The organism is Sphingomonas sp. UV9, from assembly GCF_004101245.1.
Lineage (GTDB): Bacteria > Pseudomonadota > Alphaproteobacteria > Sphingomonadales > Sphingomonadaceae > Sphingomonas.
Map to the genome: position 1 here is coordinate 25,805 of NZ_SCIN01000006.1, position 13,469 is coordinate 39,273.

The 13,469-nt window shown below is 64.9% G+C and carries 14 protein-coding genes; 7 read left to right on the forward strand and 7 right to left on the reverse strand.

Translation table 11 applies throughout. The features are described from left to right. Position 1: 1 nt before the first annotated feature. Both EQZ23_RS18920 and EQZ23_RS18925 read right to left on the reverse strand, forming a co-directional pair. Positions 2–1,165: an efflux RND transporter periplasmic adaptor subunit gene (locus tag EQZ23_RS18920; protein WP_206364324.1), complete on the reverse strand. Its 1,164-nt coding sequence runs from the start codon at positions 1,163–1,165 to the stop codon at positions 2–4. Further along, positions 1,165–2,538 (reverse strand): TolC family protein, encoded by a 1,374-nt coding sequence (locus EQZ23_RS18925; RefSeq protein ID WP_128456021.1) that lies wholly within the window; start codon positions 2,536–2,538, stop codon positions 1,165–1,167. Before EQZ23_RS18925 ends, EQZ23_RS18920 begins: the two co-directional genes overlap by 1 nt. Positions 2,539–2,732: 194 nt before the next feature. Between EQZ23_RS18925 and EQZ23_RS19995 the strand changes: the two genes are divergently transcribed. After that, positions 2,733–3,053, forward strand: coding sequence for a hypothetical protein (locus EQZ23_RS19995; protein WP_164913528.1), 321 nt, complete (start codon positions 2,733–2,735; stop codon positions 3,051–3,053). Here EQZ23_RS19995 and EQZ23_RS18935 read toward each other — a convergent pair. Further along, positions 3,022–3,672, reverse strand: coding sequence for a cation transporter (locus tag EQZ23_RS18935; protein ID WP_128456023.1), 651 nt, complete (start codon positions 3,670–3,672; stop codon positions 3,022–3,024). The genes EQZ23_RS19995 and EQZ23_RS18935 overlap by 32 nt on opposite strands. Before the next feature lie 69 nt (positions 3,673–3,741). On the opposite strand from EQZ23_RS18935, the gene EQZ23_RS18940 reads away from it, so the two are divergent. After that, a complete protein-coding gene (locus tag EQZ23_RS18940; protein ID WP_128456024.1) occupies positions 3,742–4,134 on the forward strand; it encodes a helix-turn-helix domain-containing protein in 393 nt (130 codons plus the stop codon). A 322-nt stretch (positions 4,135–4,456) separates the two neighbouring features. On the opposite strand, the gene EQZ23_RS18945 is transcribed toward EQZ23_RS18940, so the two are convergent. The 4 genes from EQZ23_RS18945 to copC all read right to left on the reverse strand — a co-directional run bounded on the left by EQZ23_RS18945 (position 4,457) and on the right by copC (position 8,813). Next, a complete protein-coding gene (locus tag EQZ23_RS18945; protein ID WP_128456025.1) occupies positions 4,457–4,840 on the reverse strand; it encodes a MerR family DNA-binding protein in 384 nt (127 codons plus the stop codon). Continuing rightward, positions 4,837–7,107, reverse strand: coding sequence for a heavy metal translocating P-type ATPase (locus EQZ23_RS18950; protein WP_128456026.1), 2,271 nt, complete (start codon positions 7,105–7,107; stop codon positions 4,837–4,839). Before EQZ23_RS18950 ends, EQZ23_RS18945 begins: the two co-directional genes overlap by 4 nt. Positions 7,108–7,513: 406 nt before the next feature. Then, on the reverse strand, positions 7,514–8,440 hold the full coding sequence (copD, locus tag EQZ23_RS18955) for a copper homeostasis membrane protein CopD (RefSeq protein WP_128456027.1): 927 nt from the start codon (positions 8,438–8,440) through the stop codon (positions 7,514–7,516). Positions 8,441–8,444: 4 nt separating this feature from the next. Next, positions 8,445–8,813, reverse strand: a complete 369-nt coding sequence (gene copC, locus EQZ23_RS18960; RefSeq protein WP_128456028.1) for a copper homeostasis periplasmic binding protein CopC — start codon at positions 8,811–8,813, stop codon at positions 8,445–8,447. A 126-nt stretch (positions 8,814–8,939) separates the two neighbouring features. On the opposite strand from copC, the gene EQZ23_RS18965 reads away from it, so the two are divergent. The 5 genes from EQZ23_RS18965 to EQZ23_RS18985 all read left to right on the forward strand — a co-directional run bounded on the left by EQZ23_RS18965 (position 8,940) and on the right by EQZ23_RS18985 (position 13,431). Continuing rightward, complete coding sequence (locus tag EQZ23_RS18965) at positions 8,940–9,215, forward strand: hypothetical protein (protein ID WP_010165215.1); 276 nt, start codon at positions 8,940–8,942, stop codon at positions 9,213–9,215. Then, positions 9,212–9,652 carry a periplasmic heavy metal sensor gene (locus tag EQZ23_RS18970; protein ID WP_128456029.1) on the forward strand — a complete coding sequence of 147 codons (441 nt, stop codon included), beginning with the start codon at positions 9,212–9,214 and terminating at the stop codon, positions 9,650–9,652. The genes EQZ23_RS18965 and EQZ23_RS18970 overlap by 4 nt, the downstream gene beginning before the upstream one ends. Further along, positions 9,649–10,218, forward strand: coding sequence for an RNA polymerase sigma factor (locus EQZ23_RS18975; protein ID WP_128456030.1), 570 nt, complete (start codon positions 9,649–9,651; stop codon positions 10,216–10,218). Before EQZ23_RS18970 ends, EQZ23_RS18975 begins: the two co-directional genes overlap by 4 nt. 67 nt (positions 10,219–10,285) lie before the next feature. Then, on the forward strand, positions 10,286–12,214 hold the full coding sequence (locus tag EQZ23_RS18980) for a copper resistance system multicopper oxidase (RefSeq protein WP_128456031.1): 1,929 nt from the start codon (positions 10,286–10,288) through the stop codon (positions 12,212–12,214). Beyond that, positions 12,211–13,431: a copper resistance protein B gene (locus EQZ23_RS18985; RefSeq protein ID WP_128456032.1), complete on the forward strand. Its 1,221-nt coding sequence runs from the start codon at positions 12,211–12,213 to the stop codon at positions 13,429–13,431. Before EQZ23_RS18980 ends, EQZ23_RS18985 begins: the two co-directional genes overlap by 4 nt. The last annotated feature ends 38 nt before the right edge of the window (positions 13,432–13,469 follow it).

Here is a 13,469-nt window from a genome sequence, read left to right on the forward strand (position 1 = left end):
TCTATTCTTCCTCACCCGCGCCCTTGCCGAGTTCGGCTTTGAGCAGGAATGCGTTCTTGGTCGCGACCTGGCTGCCGCCCGCTAGACCCTTCAGGATCTCGACGCGGCCATTGCTGCGCTGTCCGATCGTGATGTTTTGCGCGCGGAAGCCCTTGGCAGTCCGTACGAACACGACATCGCGCCCTTCGAGCGTCTGGACCGCATCTTCCGGCACCACGATCGCGTTTGACGTGCTGCCCCGGCTCGGGAGTAGACGCACTCGCACCGCGAGACCCGGTTGCAGCGTTCCCGTCACATCGAGGACCGCGGTCGCCGAGCGAGTGTCGTTGGCCAGGCCCGGCGTGATGGCGCGCACCCGCGCCTCCACGGTCCGGCCATCAGGCAGCTCGATGATCGCCCGATCGCCTGGCGATAGCCGCTGCGCATCGGTCGGCCCGACTGCCGCCTCGACCTGGATCTTCGACGCATCCGCGACGCGCATCAACTCGGTCTCGGGTTGGACGAAGGCACCAAGGCTGACGTTCTCCGAGGTGACGCGGCCCGAAATTGGACTCGACACCAGCACGCCGCGCCCATCAGATGTAATCCGTGCGGCACCTGCCGCGACGCTGGCGCGCCGCGCTTCGGCCGCGGCAGACGCAGCTTCAGCCTGCGCCTGTTCCAGCTCGACGCGGGCAGAGACCTTCTGGCGATACAGGTAACTTTCGCGCGCGAGCGCCTTTTGCGCCAGCGTCGACTTGGCAGCAGCAGCGCTGCGATCGGCCGCGATCTGTGCCGCATCGCGACTTTCAACGATCGCCAGCGTCTCGCCGGCGCGCACCGGGTCGCCGAGCCGCTTCATCAGCCGCGTGACGGCGCCAGCTGCGCGGGCGTTGACGATCGCTTCCCCTTGTGGCGATGCACTGACGGTCGCTTGCGCAACGATCTCTGCACCCAGCCCGCCGGGATTGATCGTCTCGGTTGCGATGCCAGCCTGCTCGATCGCCTGCGCTGTCATCGCTACCGTGTCGGGTGCTTTCTCTTCGGGGGCGGGAGCGGCCGTATTACCGTCTGCGGCTTCACTGGCAGCAGGTTTGTCCGCGGTGCAGCGTGCAACGCCGAAACCACCAAGAGCGGCGACGAGCGCGACGGCTGCGCCGCCGCCAAGCAGGCGCTTATCCTTCATCATCGTTCATCTCCGGAAATCGTGGGGGCCGGCGTCGTGAGCCGGTCGAGCCGAGCCTGCGCGTCGTGATACAAGGCGAGTGCATCGACATAGGTCTGGCGGGTCTGTGAGAGTGTGCGCTCGGCATCGAGGAGCGCGATCTGGTCGAACTTGCCCTGGCTCCAGCCGATCCGCGCGATGCGCGCGGCTTCCTGTGCCGCGGCGAGGCCAGGACCACCCGCCGCTCGTGCCGTGGCGGCAGCATTCGCAACCTCGGTCTGCGCGCTGGCGATCTGCTGACGGGTGTCGACGACCGCCAGACTGCGCAGCGCCTGTGCCTGGGTCTGTTCAGCCTGCGACTGCGCGACGAACGCGCTGCCGTTGTTGAAGAACGGTATCGGGATCGAAAGGCCGACGACGGCCGCAGTGTCGTTGGTCGCCGCCAGCCGTCGCGCGAATGCGCTGACCGTCAGGTCCGGAACACGCAACGAGCGGGCCACGCGAACTTGCGCATCGGCAGTGCGGACGTCGGCTTGTGCCGCAACGAGTGCCAGCGTTCCTTCGATATCGACGGGGCGCTGTGGTCCATAGCCATCGATCCGCTCGAACCAGGCGCGGTCGAGCGGTCCCGTTACAACTGTATTGAGCAATGTCTCGAGATTGGTACGCGCTGCCTGTGCCTGCCGGGTCGCGCTATCGGCCGCGACCTGCGCATTGATACGCAGCACGTCCGCGCGCTGTTGCTCGATCGGGCTGACATCACCGGCCTTCACGCGCTCGCTCGATACGCGGAACGCGTTATTGGCAATCCCCACCTGCTCCGCCAGTACCTCAGAACGACGTTCGGTCGCAGCGGCCTCGATATAGAGTTGCGTGACCCGTAAGCGCAGATCCGCCCGCGCGATCTTGGACTGGATCTGTGCGCGGGTCAGACGAGCAGTCGCAAGGGCGACACGCGCGGGGCGCTTACCGCCCAGCTCGAGCGGCAGCGCCACGCCGACTGTGGTCTCCGAACTCCGGACACCCCTGTAGGCACCGCTGCCGCCGATATTTTCGACCTGCGTCTGAAACTCGGGATTGGGGCGCAGCCCCGCCACGCGCCTAGCGGCGGTTGCGGCCGCGACGTTTGCGGTCGCGGCGCCGATAGAAGGCAGCGCGGGTTGCGTGCTACCGTCAGGACCAGGCGTTGCCCCCCCGGAATTGATGCTGCTCGTCGACGGCGTGCCGGCAGCCGCTGGCATGCCAGCAGCGCCGAGGGCGGCGTCGAGTGAGAAGGCGGGCATTGCCTGTGGCGAAGTAGTCGCCGCCGGGATACCGGTCGGCGGTGATGTTTGCGCCCCGGCCACACTGGCCAGGGACGCCGCGACCATGAAGGTCGCGATTGTACGTTGCATCGATGATGACTCCTGACGAACCTCGTTCGCCCCGCGCGGCAGCAGCCGGCGGGGTCAGCGGGTCGTCAGGCTTGCGGGGGTCTCAACGCGGGATCGGCCGTGGACAGCGGCAGCATCGACCGGCCCGCAGACGTGGGAGCAAGGCGAAGGTCACGCATTACGGTGCTGCTTGCGACCTTTATCGGCGCCGCGACATGATCGCCGTGGCACCCGCCATGGTGGTGAGGATATCCTTTGTCGCCATCGGCAGGGACTTCGTCGGCATCGCCGGGGGAATGACCCTCCGCGATCTGCTCGCCGGGCGTCTCGACAGCGCTGATGCTCGCATCCGGTCGCTCCAGCGCGTGCGCCGTCGCCGTCCCCCCAAGGGAGAGGACGAGCATCAGGCAGGCAAGGATGTTCAACAGGCGTCGCACGTTCAGCATGATAGCAAGAGTGTCGGGGTTAGGATAGCGGTGCCGTCGGGACAGGCTTCGATGACGATCATCGCAAAGCTTCCGGCGCTACCGGCTTAGCTTTGCGCCATGCGTGAATCGCTTCCGACAGAACGTGCCACGACGAGCGCAGGAAGATCATGGCGATAATGCCGCCTACTGCTATGTCCGGCCATGCCGCGCCGGTCATCGCAACCAGCCCGGCCGCGATCAGCACGCCGACGTTGGAGGCGACGTCGTTGCGCGAACACTCGAACGTGCTCGACATATTCACGTTCTCCGACCGGAAGCGCCACAACATGGCGAGGCAGGTCAGGTTGGCAACCAGCGCGGCGCTGCCGAACGCCAGCATCAGCGTCGACGAGGGTGGCACGCCGTTCATGATCTTGTCGAAGATCTCGAACACGACCGCGATGCCGAACGCAAGAATGATGCCGCCCTTGGCGAGCGCCGCCCCCGCTTCCCAGCGTGGGCCGCGGCTCAGCGCATATAGGCTGAGGGCATAGACGAACGCATCGCCGAGCATGTCGACCGAATCCGCCATCAGCGCCGAAGAGCGGGCGAAGACGCCCCCGCCGAACTCGGCGACGAACATGACGAAGTTGATGATCATGACGGCGATCAGCACGCGCCGCTGATCGGCCTTGCGGCCGAGCTGCGCGATCGTGTCGCTTTTCCTGGAACAGCAATCGTCCGCCATCTTACCACTCGATTCGTGTGTCGGACCCCCCATATGCACCCTCATGTCACTAGAGGGTCAAGGGCTCGCATGAAGATCGGAGAAGTCGCGAAACTAACCGGTCTGAAGGTCGAGACCGTCCGATATTATGAAGGCGAAGGGTTGATCGGCGCGCCTCGCCGCAATGGCGGTAATTACCGCCTTTACGACCGGTCTCACCTAGAACGCCTGACATTCATCAAGCGCTCGCGCGACCTCGGCTTCACGCTCGATCAGGTGCGTGACCTGCTTCGCCTGGCGGACGATCCGCGCGGATCGTGCGATGCGGTCGACAAGATAGCAGTGGTGCATATTGAGGAAATCGATCGCAAGCTCGCTGACCTCCACGCGTTACGCGATGAGGTTGCCACATGGGGTCGCTGTGACGCGACCACGATCGCCGAATGCCGGTTGATTGACGCTTTATCTTCACCGCGACCTTGAGGGGTGACCCGACATTGTCATCAGCGATATCTTTGTTCTTTCCCCTGAGGCCGGGTCAAAAACCACTCGGCAACGAACGCAAGTCCCACCAGGAGATATCGAGTTGACCGGGCAGCGTGGCGTACGCTGGACCGATGAGACCGACGCCGACCTGAGACGGCGCGTTGCGGCTAAGCAGACGATTGCGCAGATCGCACGCGAGATGGGACGAACGATGGACGCGATCCGGGGCCGGGCAGCGTCTCTGCGGATCACGCTTCGCTCGTCACAACGACCCTGGCGCGATGGCGTTACTCATCGCCGTAGCGAGTAAGGCCCAGATTCAAGCTTCCATGCGGCGAAGAATCGGGCAGTCCGGTCGATCATCTCCGTGGCAGCGGTTTACCAATTCCAGCAGCGTCGATCGCATGTCTTCGAGCGTCGCCGCCTTACGCCCAAGTTCATCAGCGCGCGCTTGGGCAAGCATTTTGACTTCACCGCTGGATCGGCTGCGATCAGACCACAGCCCGAGCAGCGTCCTAATCTCCTCGATCGGAAAGCCCAGGTCACGCGCGTTGGCAATGAAGCGAAGGCGGTGAACGTCGGGGTCGGCATAGTCGCGGTAACTCCCACGCCGGGGCGGCGCGGGCACGAGACCGATCTTCTCGTAATGGCGGATCATGCGCTGCGAGACGCCGCTGGCATCCGATGCCGCTCCGATGTTCATAGCTTTACCGTGTTCAACCGTAGCGCGTTAAGGACCACGGTAAGGGACGAGAGCGCCATCGCCGCGCCGGCCAGCATCGGCGAGAGGAGGATGCCCGCCACGGGGTAGAGCACCCCGGCCGCGACCGGCACGCCGATCCCGTTGAACAGGAACGAGAAGAACAGGTTCTGACGGATATTCCGCATCGTCGCCTGAGCGAGCTTCCGCGCACGCACGATCGCCGACAGATCGCCGCGCGTGAGCGTTATGCCGGCACTTTCGATCGCTACGTCTGTTCCCGTGCCCATCGCGAGGCCCACGTCCGCAGCCGCCAGAGCGGGCGCATCGTTGATTCCGTCGCCGGCCATCGCGACCTTGGCACCGGACGTTTTCAGTTCGCCGATGATACGCGCCTTGTCCTCCGGGCGCAGGCCAGCGCGCACGTCGTCAAGTCCGCCGACGGCGCGGCCGACCGCATCGGCAGTCGTCTGATTGTCACCGGTCAGCATGATGACGCGGAGCCCCTGTTGGCGAAGCGCGGCGATTGCCTCTCCGGCGTCGGCGCGCACCGGATCGGCGACCGCGAGCAGGCCGGCAAGAGCGGCGTCGATCGCCACCAAGATTACGCCTGCACCCTCGCCGCGATGACGATCAGCAGCGTCATCGAGGGGCTTGGGATCAGCGCCGATCCGGCTCATCTGCGCTGCGTTCCCAATCACGACCGAGCGACCACCCACCGTTGCGCTGACACCTAGACCGGTTTGCGAGGCGAAGTCCGTGACCGTGCCGAGCTGCAATGCCCGTTCTTTGGCGGCAACGACGATCGCGTGTGCGAGCGGGTGTTCCGATTGCCCTTCGACGGCCGCAGCAAGCGCGAGTAGGTCGTTCTCTACGACCGCGCCGATCGTCTGGACCGCGATGAGCTTGGGTTTGCCTTCCGTGAGCGTGCCCGTCTTGTCGATGACCAGTGTGTCGACTTTCTCTAGCCCCTGTAGCGCTTCCGCGTTCTTCACCAGAACGCCGGCCTGGGCGCCACGTCCGGTGCCGACCATGATCGACATGGGCGTAGCGAGACCCAGCGCGCAGGGGCAGGCAATGACGAGCACGGCTATGGCATTGAGCATGGCATGGCCCATGCGCGGCTCAGGGCCCACCAGCGACCACACCACGAACGTCGCGATAGAAACCAGCACGACCAACGGCACGAACCAGCCAGACACCTGATCGGCGACTGCCTGGATCGGGGCACGGCTGCGCTGCGCGTCCGCGACCATGCGGACGATCCGCGCCAGCATCGTATCCGACCCGACCGCGCGCGCTTCCATGACCAGGCTGCCCGTGCCGTTGACTGTTCCACCCGTGACGGCCGCCTCAACCTCCTTGAGGACAGGAGCCGGCTCGCCGGTGAGCATCGATTCATCGACCGAGGAGCGACCCTCGACGACCACGCCATCGACGGGGATCGCATCACCGGGACGAACCCGCAGCCGATCGCCGGCCGCCACGTCGGCAAGGCCGACTTCTTCCTCGGACCCGTCCGATCGCACCCGGCGCGCCGTCTTCGGGGCAAGGTCCATGAGGGCGCGGATCGCGCGTCCTGTTGCCGCCCTCGCTCGCAGTTCGAGGACCTGTCCGAGCAGCACCAAGGCTACCACCACTCCGGCCGCCTCGTAATAGACCGGGACCACACCGCCGTGCATGCGGAAAGTCGGCGGGAAGATGCCGGGCGCGACCGTCGCGACCAGGCTGTAAAGGAAGGCGGCACCGACCCCGATCGAGATCAGCGTGAACATGTTGAGATGGCGGGTGCGAAGCGAGGTCCATCCCCGCTGGAAAAACGGCAAGCCCGCCCACAGTACGATCGGGGCGCTGAGCGCAAGCTGTACCCAAGGCGATGCGGCAGCACTGACGACATGGATGCCGAGCATTTCGGCGACCATCGAGATCGCCAGCAGCGGCACGGCGAGCACGCCCGCCACCCACAGCCGCCGCGTGAAATCGACCAGCTCGGGATTAGGCCCATCATCGAGCGAAGGTTCTTCCGGTTCGAGCGCCATACCGCAAATCGGACACGTTCCCGGTCCCTCCTGACGGATTTGCGGGTGCATAGGACACGTCCAGATACCTCCCGGCGTCGCCGTTGGCTCAGGCTTCGGCTTTTCACCGAGATAGGCGTCAGGGTTGGCGACGAATTTGGTCCGGCAACCGGCGCTGCAAAAATGGTAGGTTTGGCCGGCGTGCTCGGCATGATGCGTCGTTTTCGCCGGATCGACCGTCATCCCGCACACCGGGTCCGTAACCGTCGCTGCGCCTTCAGAGACTTTGCCGCCAGCGCAGCAACCTTCAGCCTCAGGGTGATGCTCGTTGTGTTTGGCCGTCTCGGGCCCCTCAGCCGCTTCACCCGAGCAGCAGGCCGCTGGCGCGGGAGAGACAGTCGCGGCCGCAGGCTCAGTGGTACTCTGCCCGGAACAGCCGCACCCGCTGGCTTGAGGCGTATGGGAATGAGGGTCGTTCATGGCGTGAGACTCCTTCTACCCGAGGGCATGTAGGGTCTGACATCGTGTCAAGGTCAAGCCCGCCTACCTAGACTCTACGCGGCCGGGGCCGGTTGCCCTTGGAAACAAGCGGCGGTGGTACGCCGATTGATCAATAAGAGCAGGAGGCCGGGAGCCACGAGGACCGCCCGGCCGATCATCACAGCGCCGATGCAGGGGGAGCGAGCGTGCCCAGCCAAGCGACGAGTCCAAGGATGGCGATGATGCACCCGGTCTCGATTACGAGGCTCGCGCGCAACGCACCAAGAGCCTTGCGGTGATCGGCACTGGCGATCGATCGCTCGAAAGTCGGCGTCAACCGAAAGCGGTTGACGGCGGCAAGACCGAGCATGGCTGCGAACAGCATCAGCTTGGCGAGCAGGAGCTGACCATAGAGCGACTTGCCGAGGTCCGTGAGGTGGTCGACACCGACCAACATCCAGCCGTTGACCAAGCCGGTGACGACGATCGTAGCGACCACGACCGTTCCGACCATCCCGAACCCGTGCAGTGCCCGGTGCGTCAGTTCAAGGTGTGCTGCATCGACCCGCGCAGCGGGCCGCGAGACGAGAAGGATCAGCCCGAACAAGGCCCCGACCCAAGTCGCCGAAGCGACGAGGTGCAGAATATCGGCACCGAGGTGAACCCAGCCGATCGCGGCGTCATCCATCGCACCGTGCCCGGTCCATGCCAGCGTGCCGATCGCAACGACGCCGCAAAGGGCGACGATGCACAGCCAGATTCCGTGGCGAGCAATCATCATTGCCGCCACCCCAGCGACGATGAGTGCGACCATGCGGAGCTTCCAGGCCACCCCGATCGCAGAGCCGGTGAGCAGCGCGCCGATCGCTTCGCCATCGATCGGCCACGCTGGCGTTCCCGCCATCGAGGATGCCATCAGCACGATCCAGGCGGCCGAGAATAAGAGGCCGAGGGCGGCGCTGCCGACCAGCCATGCGCGCAGCGCGAGCGCATCACCGCGCTCGTCAGCTCGCAGCCCATAGATGCCGAATGCAGCGAGGCCGAACAGCGCCGCCAGCGTCAGGTAGAGCGCGAAGCGGATGCCGATCAGCGACCAATCGGTCATCGTCTCACTTCACCGCAAAGGCATAGCTTCCGGCGACCTTGTGCGTGTCTGTCGAGACCACCTGCCATGCCACGCTATAGCGGCCGTGCGGGAGCGAGCCGTTGGGAGTGACGATCAGCGTACGGCCATCAGGCCCCAGTTTTGCTACGCTGGCCATCTTCATGGCTGCCATCCCGGGCATGGCAGCCATAGTCAGCTCGGCCTTGGAAAAGGCTGGCATCAGCTTTTCGCTGAAATGCAGCTCGATATGCGTCGGCTTGGCAACGGTCGCATTCGCGGACGGGCTCGCGGACAGCAGTTTGGGGTGCGCGTAGGCGGTGCTGGCGAGTGCAAGGCTTGCGGCAGTGGCGATCAGGACATGGAAGCGGCGCATGGATGGCTCCTTCGTGATGGGGACTATCCTTCGTTACGCGCCCCAATCGACTACCCCTCGAAAGGTCGTGTTGAGGGATTGGGCTGCGGCATGCGTAACCTATGCTAGAGGGGTGGAGTGAACGACATGGATGACCTCGACGCAGTATTGACGAGGATGGCGCACGCTCCCGTGCCCGCCAGCCTCGACGGAATGGAAGCCAGAGTGCTTGCGCGCATCGCGGCGCGGCCAGCGGCGCGAGCCGGCACGGGCATCGGCGCAGTGACGATCGCCGTAGCGCTCGTCATGGGCGTATTTGGCGCGGGCTTTCCGGCCAGAGAGGCCGGGGCTGTGTCTGCGCTCTCGCCACTCGGGCCAATGTCGCCGCTCGCCCCGTCGATCTTGCTTGCCGGCGCGCCATGAGCGGTCGCGTCCGGCTGATAGTGTGCGTGATCGCCTGCTTTGTTGCGGCGATCGGCGGTGTGTTCATCGGGCGGGCACTTCTTCCTTCGCCGGTGCAGCCCGGCGCGGAGCTGCACGAGGTGTTGCATCATAAGCTGGCGCTGGACGCAGACCAGCAGGCACGCCTGCAAGTCTTGGAACAGCGCTTCGCGGTCCAACGACGCGCCTTCGAGCGGGAGTTGCGGGCCGACAATGCCCGTCTCGCGGAGGCTATCGAAGTCGAACACGGCAACGGACCGCGCGTTGTCGCGGCAGTCGATCGGAGCCACGCCGTCATGGGCGAGCTTCAGAAGGCTACGCTCGCGCATATATTCGCCATGCGACAGCTTCTCCGGCCGAACCAGACCGGGCAGTTCGACCAGGCGGTGGTGAAGGCGCTCACCGACGATCAGCGTTGAGTCTAGACTGGACCTCGCTCACCGAGGCCGAGCTTGCGACGCTCAGCATCGCGGGGCGGGAAGCGGCCTTTGCCGAGATCATGCGTCGCCATCAGCAACCGATTTTCCGGATGGTCCGCGCCTGCGTCGGTGAACCCGACGAGGCGCTGGACTTGTTGCAGGAGACCTTCGTTGCTGCCCACCAAGCCATGCCGCGTTACGATGGCAATCGGTCGATGCGCGCGTGGCTTTCCACGATCGCGCTCAACAAATGCCGTGATTGGGGACGCAAGCGGACCGTGCGCCGCTTCCTCTCATTCGCGATCCCGGTCGGCATCGAGGCCGAGGCAGTTACGGACGATCAGGTGCCGATCGACGACGCCGCCAGCGATCGGCAGGAGCTGGACCGGGTGACGCGCGCCATCGCTGCCCTCCCCGTTGCCTTGAAGGAGCCGCTGGTATTGCGGACGATCGAAGGCTTGAGCCAGGCGGAAACCGCTGCGGTGTTGTCGATCAGCGAGAAGGCTGTGGAAACGCGGCTTTATCGCGCGCGTGCCAAGCTGCTCGAGCAATTAGGCGATCGTTGAGGGGTAGCACGACGCACCGCGTATCAAGGCTAGGGGGACATCCCCGATCGAAAGCCTTGAGGATCGTATGAGCCGCATTATCGACCGCCGCCAGATGCTACGCGGTGCCGCCCTTGCAGGCGGCGGAATCGCGCTGTCGGCCTACATGCCGGCATGGGCGCAGACCAATTCGGCAGGCATCATCACGCCGCTGCCGACCGTCACCGGCAGCGACATTACGCTCCGCATCGCGCGCCAGACGATGATGATCGATGGCCGCGCGTCCAAGGCGATCGGCATCAACGGCACCGTGCCGGCCCCGCTGATCCGGTTGCGCGAGGGGCAGACCGTTCGTCTCAATGTCATCAATGATCTCGACGAGGACAGCTCGATCCACTGGCATGGCCTGCTCGTTCCCCCGCAGTTCGATGGGGTGCCCGGCATCTCGTTCCCCGGCATCAAGGCGCGATCGAACTTCCTGTATGAGTTTCCGATACGGCAGAACGGCACGTATTGGTATCACAGCCATTCCGGGCTTCAGGAACAGCTCGGGCATTACGGGCCGATCGTGATCGATCCTGCCGGCGCCGATCCGGTGCAGTCCGACCGCGAACATGTCATCGTGCTGTCCGACCACAGCCAGCTGAGCCCGGCTACCATCTTCCGCGACATGAAAGTCGACCCCGGTCACTTCAACTATCAGCGTCAGACCCTGGCCGGCCTGCTTTCCGGCAAGGATCAGCCGCTCAAGGACCGCGTCGATTGGGGCAAGATGCGGATGGACCCCACCGATATTTCCGACGCGACCGGCCCCGCCTATACCTATCTCGTCAACGGTCACGGCCCGCGCGACAACTGGACCGCGCTGTTCACGCCCGGGCAGCGCGTACGACTACGCGTCATCAATGCATCGTCGATGACAACCTTCAATGTTCGCATCCCCGGTCTCAAGCTCAGCATCGTCCAGGCCGACGGGCAAAACGTCATGCCGGTCGAGGTGGACGAGTTCCAGATCGGTGTTGCCGAAACCTACGACGCAATCGTTACCCCGATCGACGACCGAGCTTACACGCTTGTCGGCGAGGCGATCGACCGATCCGGCTTGGCGCGCGCCACGCTCGCCCCGCGCCCCGGCATGGCGGCCGAGGTGCCTGCGCTTCGTCCGCGCTCGCTCGCGACGATGAAGGACATGGGCATGGATATGTCGAGCGGCGGGATGCGCGGCCCCGACCCGACCAATGAGAAAAACCCGTCCGCCGGTCTCACCACCCCCGGCGCCGGCATGGCAGCAGGCGCGATGGCAATGGGCGGAATGCCGCAAGGCGGCACGATGTCAGGGATGGATCATTCGGCGATGAACCACGGTGCGATGGCGACGGGCGGCAGCGCGGGCGGCATGGCGGGGATGGACCATAGTTCGATGGGCGGCGAGCAGGGCATGGCCGGCATGGACATGGGGTCCATGAAGATGCGCGACTTCTCCAAAGCCCCGCAGGTCAAAAAGGGGCCGGGTGTCCAGACGATCTCGCCGATGCCGATGGATCGCACCGGCGACCCCGGTCAGGGGCTTGAGAATGTCGGCCACAAGGTGCTGGTCTACCGGGACTTGATGGCGCTGGAACGCAACCCGGACGTGCGGGCTCCCAGCCGCAGCCTCGACATTCACCTGACCGGCAACATGGAGCGCTTCATGTGGTCGTTCGACGGCGTGAAGATGTCCGACATGATGGAGCCGATCCCCTTCCTCGAAGGTGAGCGCGTGCGGATCAACCTCATCAACGACAGCATGATGGGGCACCCGATCCATATCCACGGCCACTTTTTCGAGCTGGTTACGGGGCACGGCGATCATGCACCGCGCAAACACACCGTCATCGTCCAGCCAGGCGGCAAGGTGACGTGGGATTTTACCGCCGATGCGGTCGGCGATTGGGCGTTCCACTGCCATCTCCTCTACCACATGCACGCCGGCATGATGCGAACCGTGAGTGTCCGTCCGCGGGGAGACGCCGCATGACGCGCCTTGCTCCCCTGTTGGCGTCGGCCGCCATGCTCACCCTCGCATCTCCGGTCGCTGCGCAGTCGATGCAGGGCATGAATATGCCCGGCATGACGATGCCGGCTCAGAAGAAACCTGCGGCCAAATCGTCCGCGCCAGCCAAGCGCGCCAAGGCAAAACCCGTTGCCGCGAAGCGCAAGGCGCCCGCGAAAGCCACGGCTGACCCGATGGCCGGCATGGCGGGCATGGACCATTTGGCAATGCCGGGCATGACCATGCCCGGCGATGCCTCAAAGCCAGCGCCGGGCGCGTCCCAATCCATGCCGGGAATGGAGATGCCCGCGAGCGGCCAAACGGCTCCACAGGGCGCTCAGCAGGCAATGCCGGGGATGAATATGTCCGGCGACCAGCACAGCGGCCATGATATGCAGGCCATGCCGGGCATGGTCGGGATGGCGATGCCTGGAATGGAGCAGACCGGCACGGCGCTTTCCGCCGGGAACGCACCGGCTCCCGCGCCGCCGATGGATCATTACGCCGATCGTCAGTTCGCGCCGGCCGATATGGCCAAGGCGCGGCACGACATGATGTTCGAGCAAGGCGGCCAGCCCTTCTACCAGGTCATGTTCAATCTCGCCGAATATCAGGCACGCCAAGGCCGCGACGGATATCGTTGGGATGGCGAGGCGTGGTTCGGCGGTGACATCAATCGCTTGTGGCTGAAGAGCGAGGGCGAGGGCGCGTTACGCGAGGGTGTCGAAAGTGCCGAAGTTCAGGCGCTCTACAGTCGAGCCATCGGGCCGTACTTTAACCTTCAGGCAGGCGTCCGCCACGACTTCCAGCCGTCACCGAACCGCACCTATGCGACCGTCGGGTTCGAGGGTCTTTCGCCTTATATGTTCGAGGTCGAGGGCGCTTTGTTCCTGTCGACCAAGGGGGATCTGCTCGGTCGCCTCGAGGGGTATTACGACCAGCGCATCACGCAGCGGCTGATCCTTCAGCCGCGGGTCGAGTTCAATCTATCGGCGCAGGACGTGCCCGAAAACCGGCTTGGCGCGGGGCTGACCGACGCCGAGCTGGGGCTCCGGCTCCGCTACGACATCAGGCGGCAGTTCGCGCCGTACATCGGCGTCTCCTATGTCGCACAGACCGGACGTACCGCCGATTTCACACGCGCCGAGGGCAAAGATCCGACCACTACCAGCTTCGTGGCCGGTGTGCGGGTGTGGTTCTGACGATGAAAGACGCGGGGGCGCAAATAGGGAAACACGAA

Coding starts and splice junctions, on each gene's coding strand:
- EQZ23_RS18920 (WP_206364324.1), bottom strand. CDS start 1,165: ATGAAGGATAAGCGCCTGCTTGGCGGCGGCGCAGCCGTCGCGCTCGTC.
- EQZ23_RS18925 (WP_128456021.1), bottom strand. CDS start 2,538: ATGCAACGTACAATCGCGACCTTCATGGTCGCGGCGTCCCTGGCCAGT.
- EQZ23_RS19995 (WP_164913528.1), top strand. CDS start 2,733: ATGATCGCCGTGGCACCCGCCATGGTGGTGAGGATATCCTTTGTCGCC.
- EQZ23_RS18935 (WP_128456023.1), bottom strand. CDS start 3,672: ATGGCGGACGATTGCTGTTCCAGGAAAAGCGACACGATCGCGCAGCTC.
- EQZ23_RS18940 (WP_128456024.1), top strand. CDS start 3,742: ATGAAGATCGGAGAAGTCGCGAAACTAACCGGTCTGAAGGTCGAGACC.
- EQZ23_RS18945 (WP_128456025.1), bottom strand. CDS start 4,840: ATGAACATCGGAGCGGCATCGGATGCCAGCGGCGTCTCGCAGCGCATG.
- copD (WP_128456027.1), bottom strand. CDS start 8,440: ATGACCGATTGGTCGCTGATCGGCATCCGCTTCGCGCTCTACCTGACG.
- copC (WP_128456028.1), bottom strand. CDS start 8,813: ATGCGCCGCTTCCATGTCCTGATCGCCACTGCCGCAAGCCTTGCACTC.
- EQZ23_RS18965 (WP_010165215.1), top strand. CDS start 8,940: ATGGATGACCTCGACGCAGTATTGACGAGGATGGCGCACGCTCCCGTG.
- EQZ23_RS18970 (WP_128456029.1), top strand. CDS start 9,212: ATGAGCGGTCGCGTCCGGCTGATAGTGTGCGTGATCGCCTGCTTTGTT.
- EQZ23_RS18980 (WP_128456031.1), top strand. CDS start 10,286: ATGAGCCGCATTATCGACCGCCGCCAGATGCTACGCGGTGCCGCCCTT.
- EQZ23_RS18985 (WP_128456032.1), top strand. CDS start 12,211: ATGACGCGCCTTGCTCCCCTGTTGGCGTCGGCCGCCATGCTCACCCTC.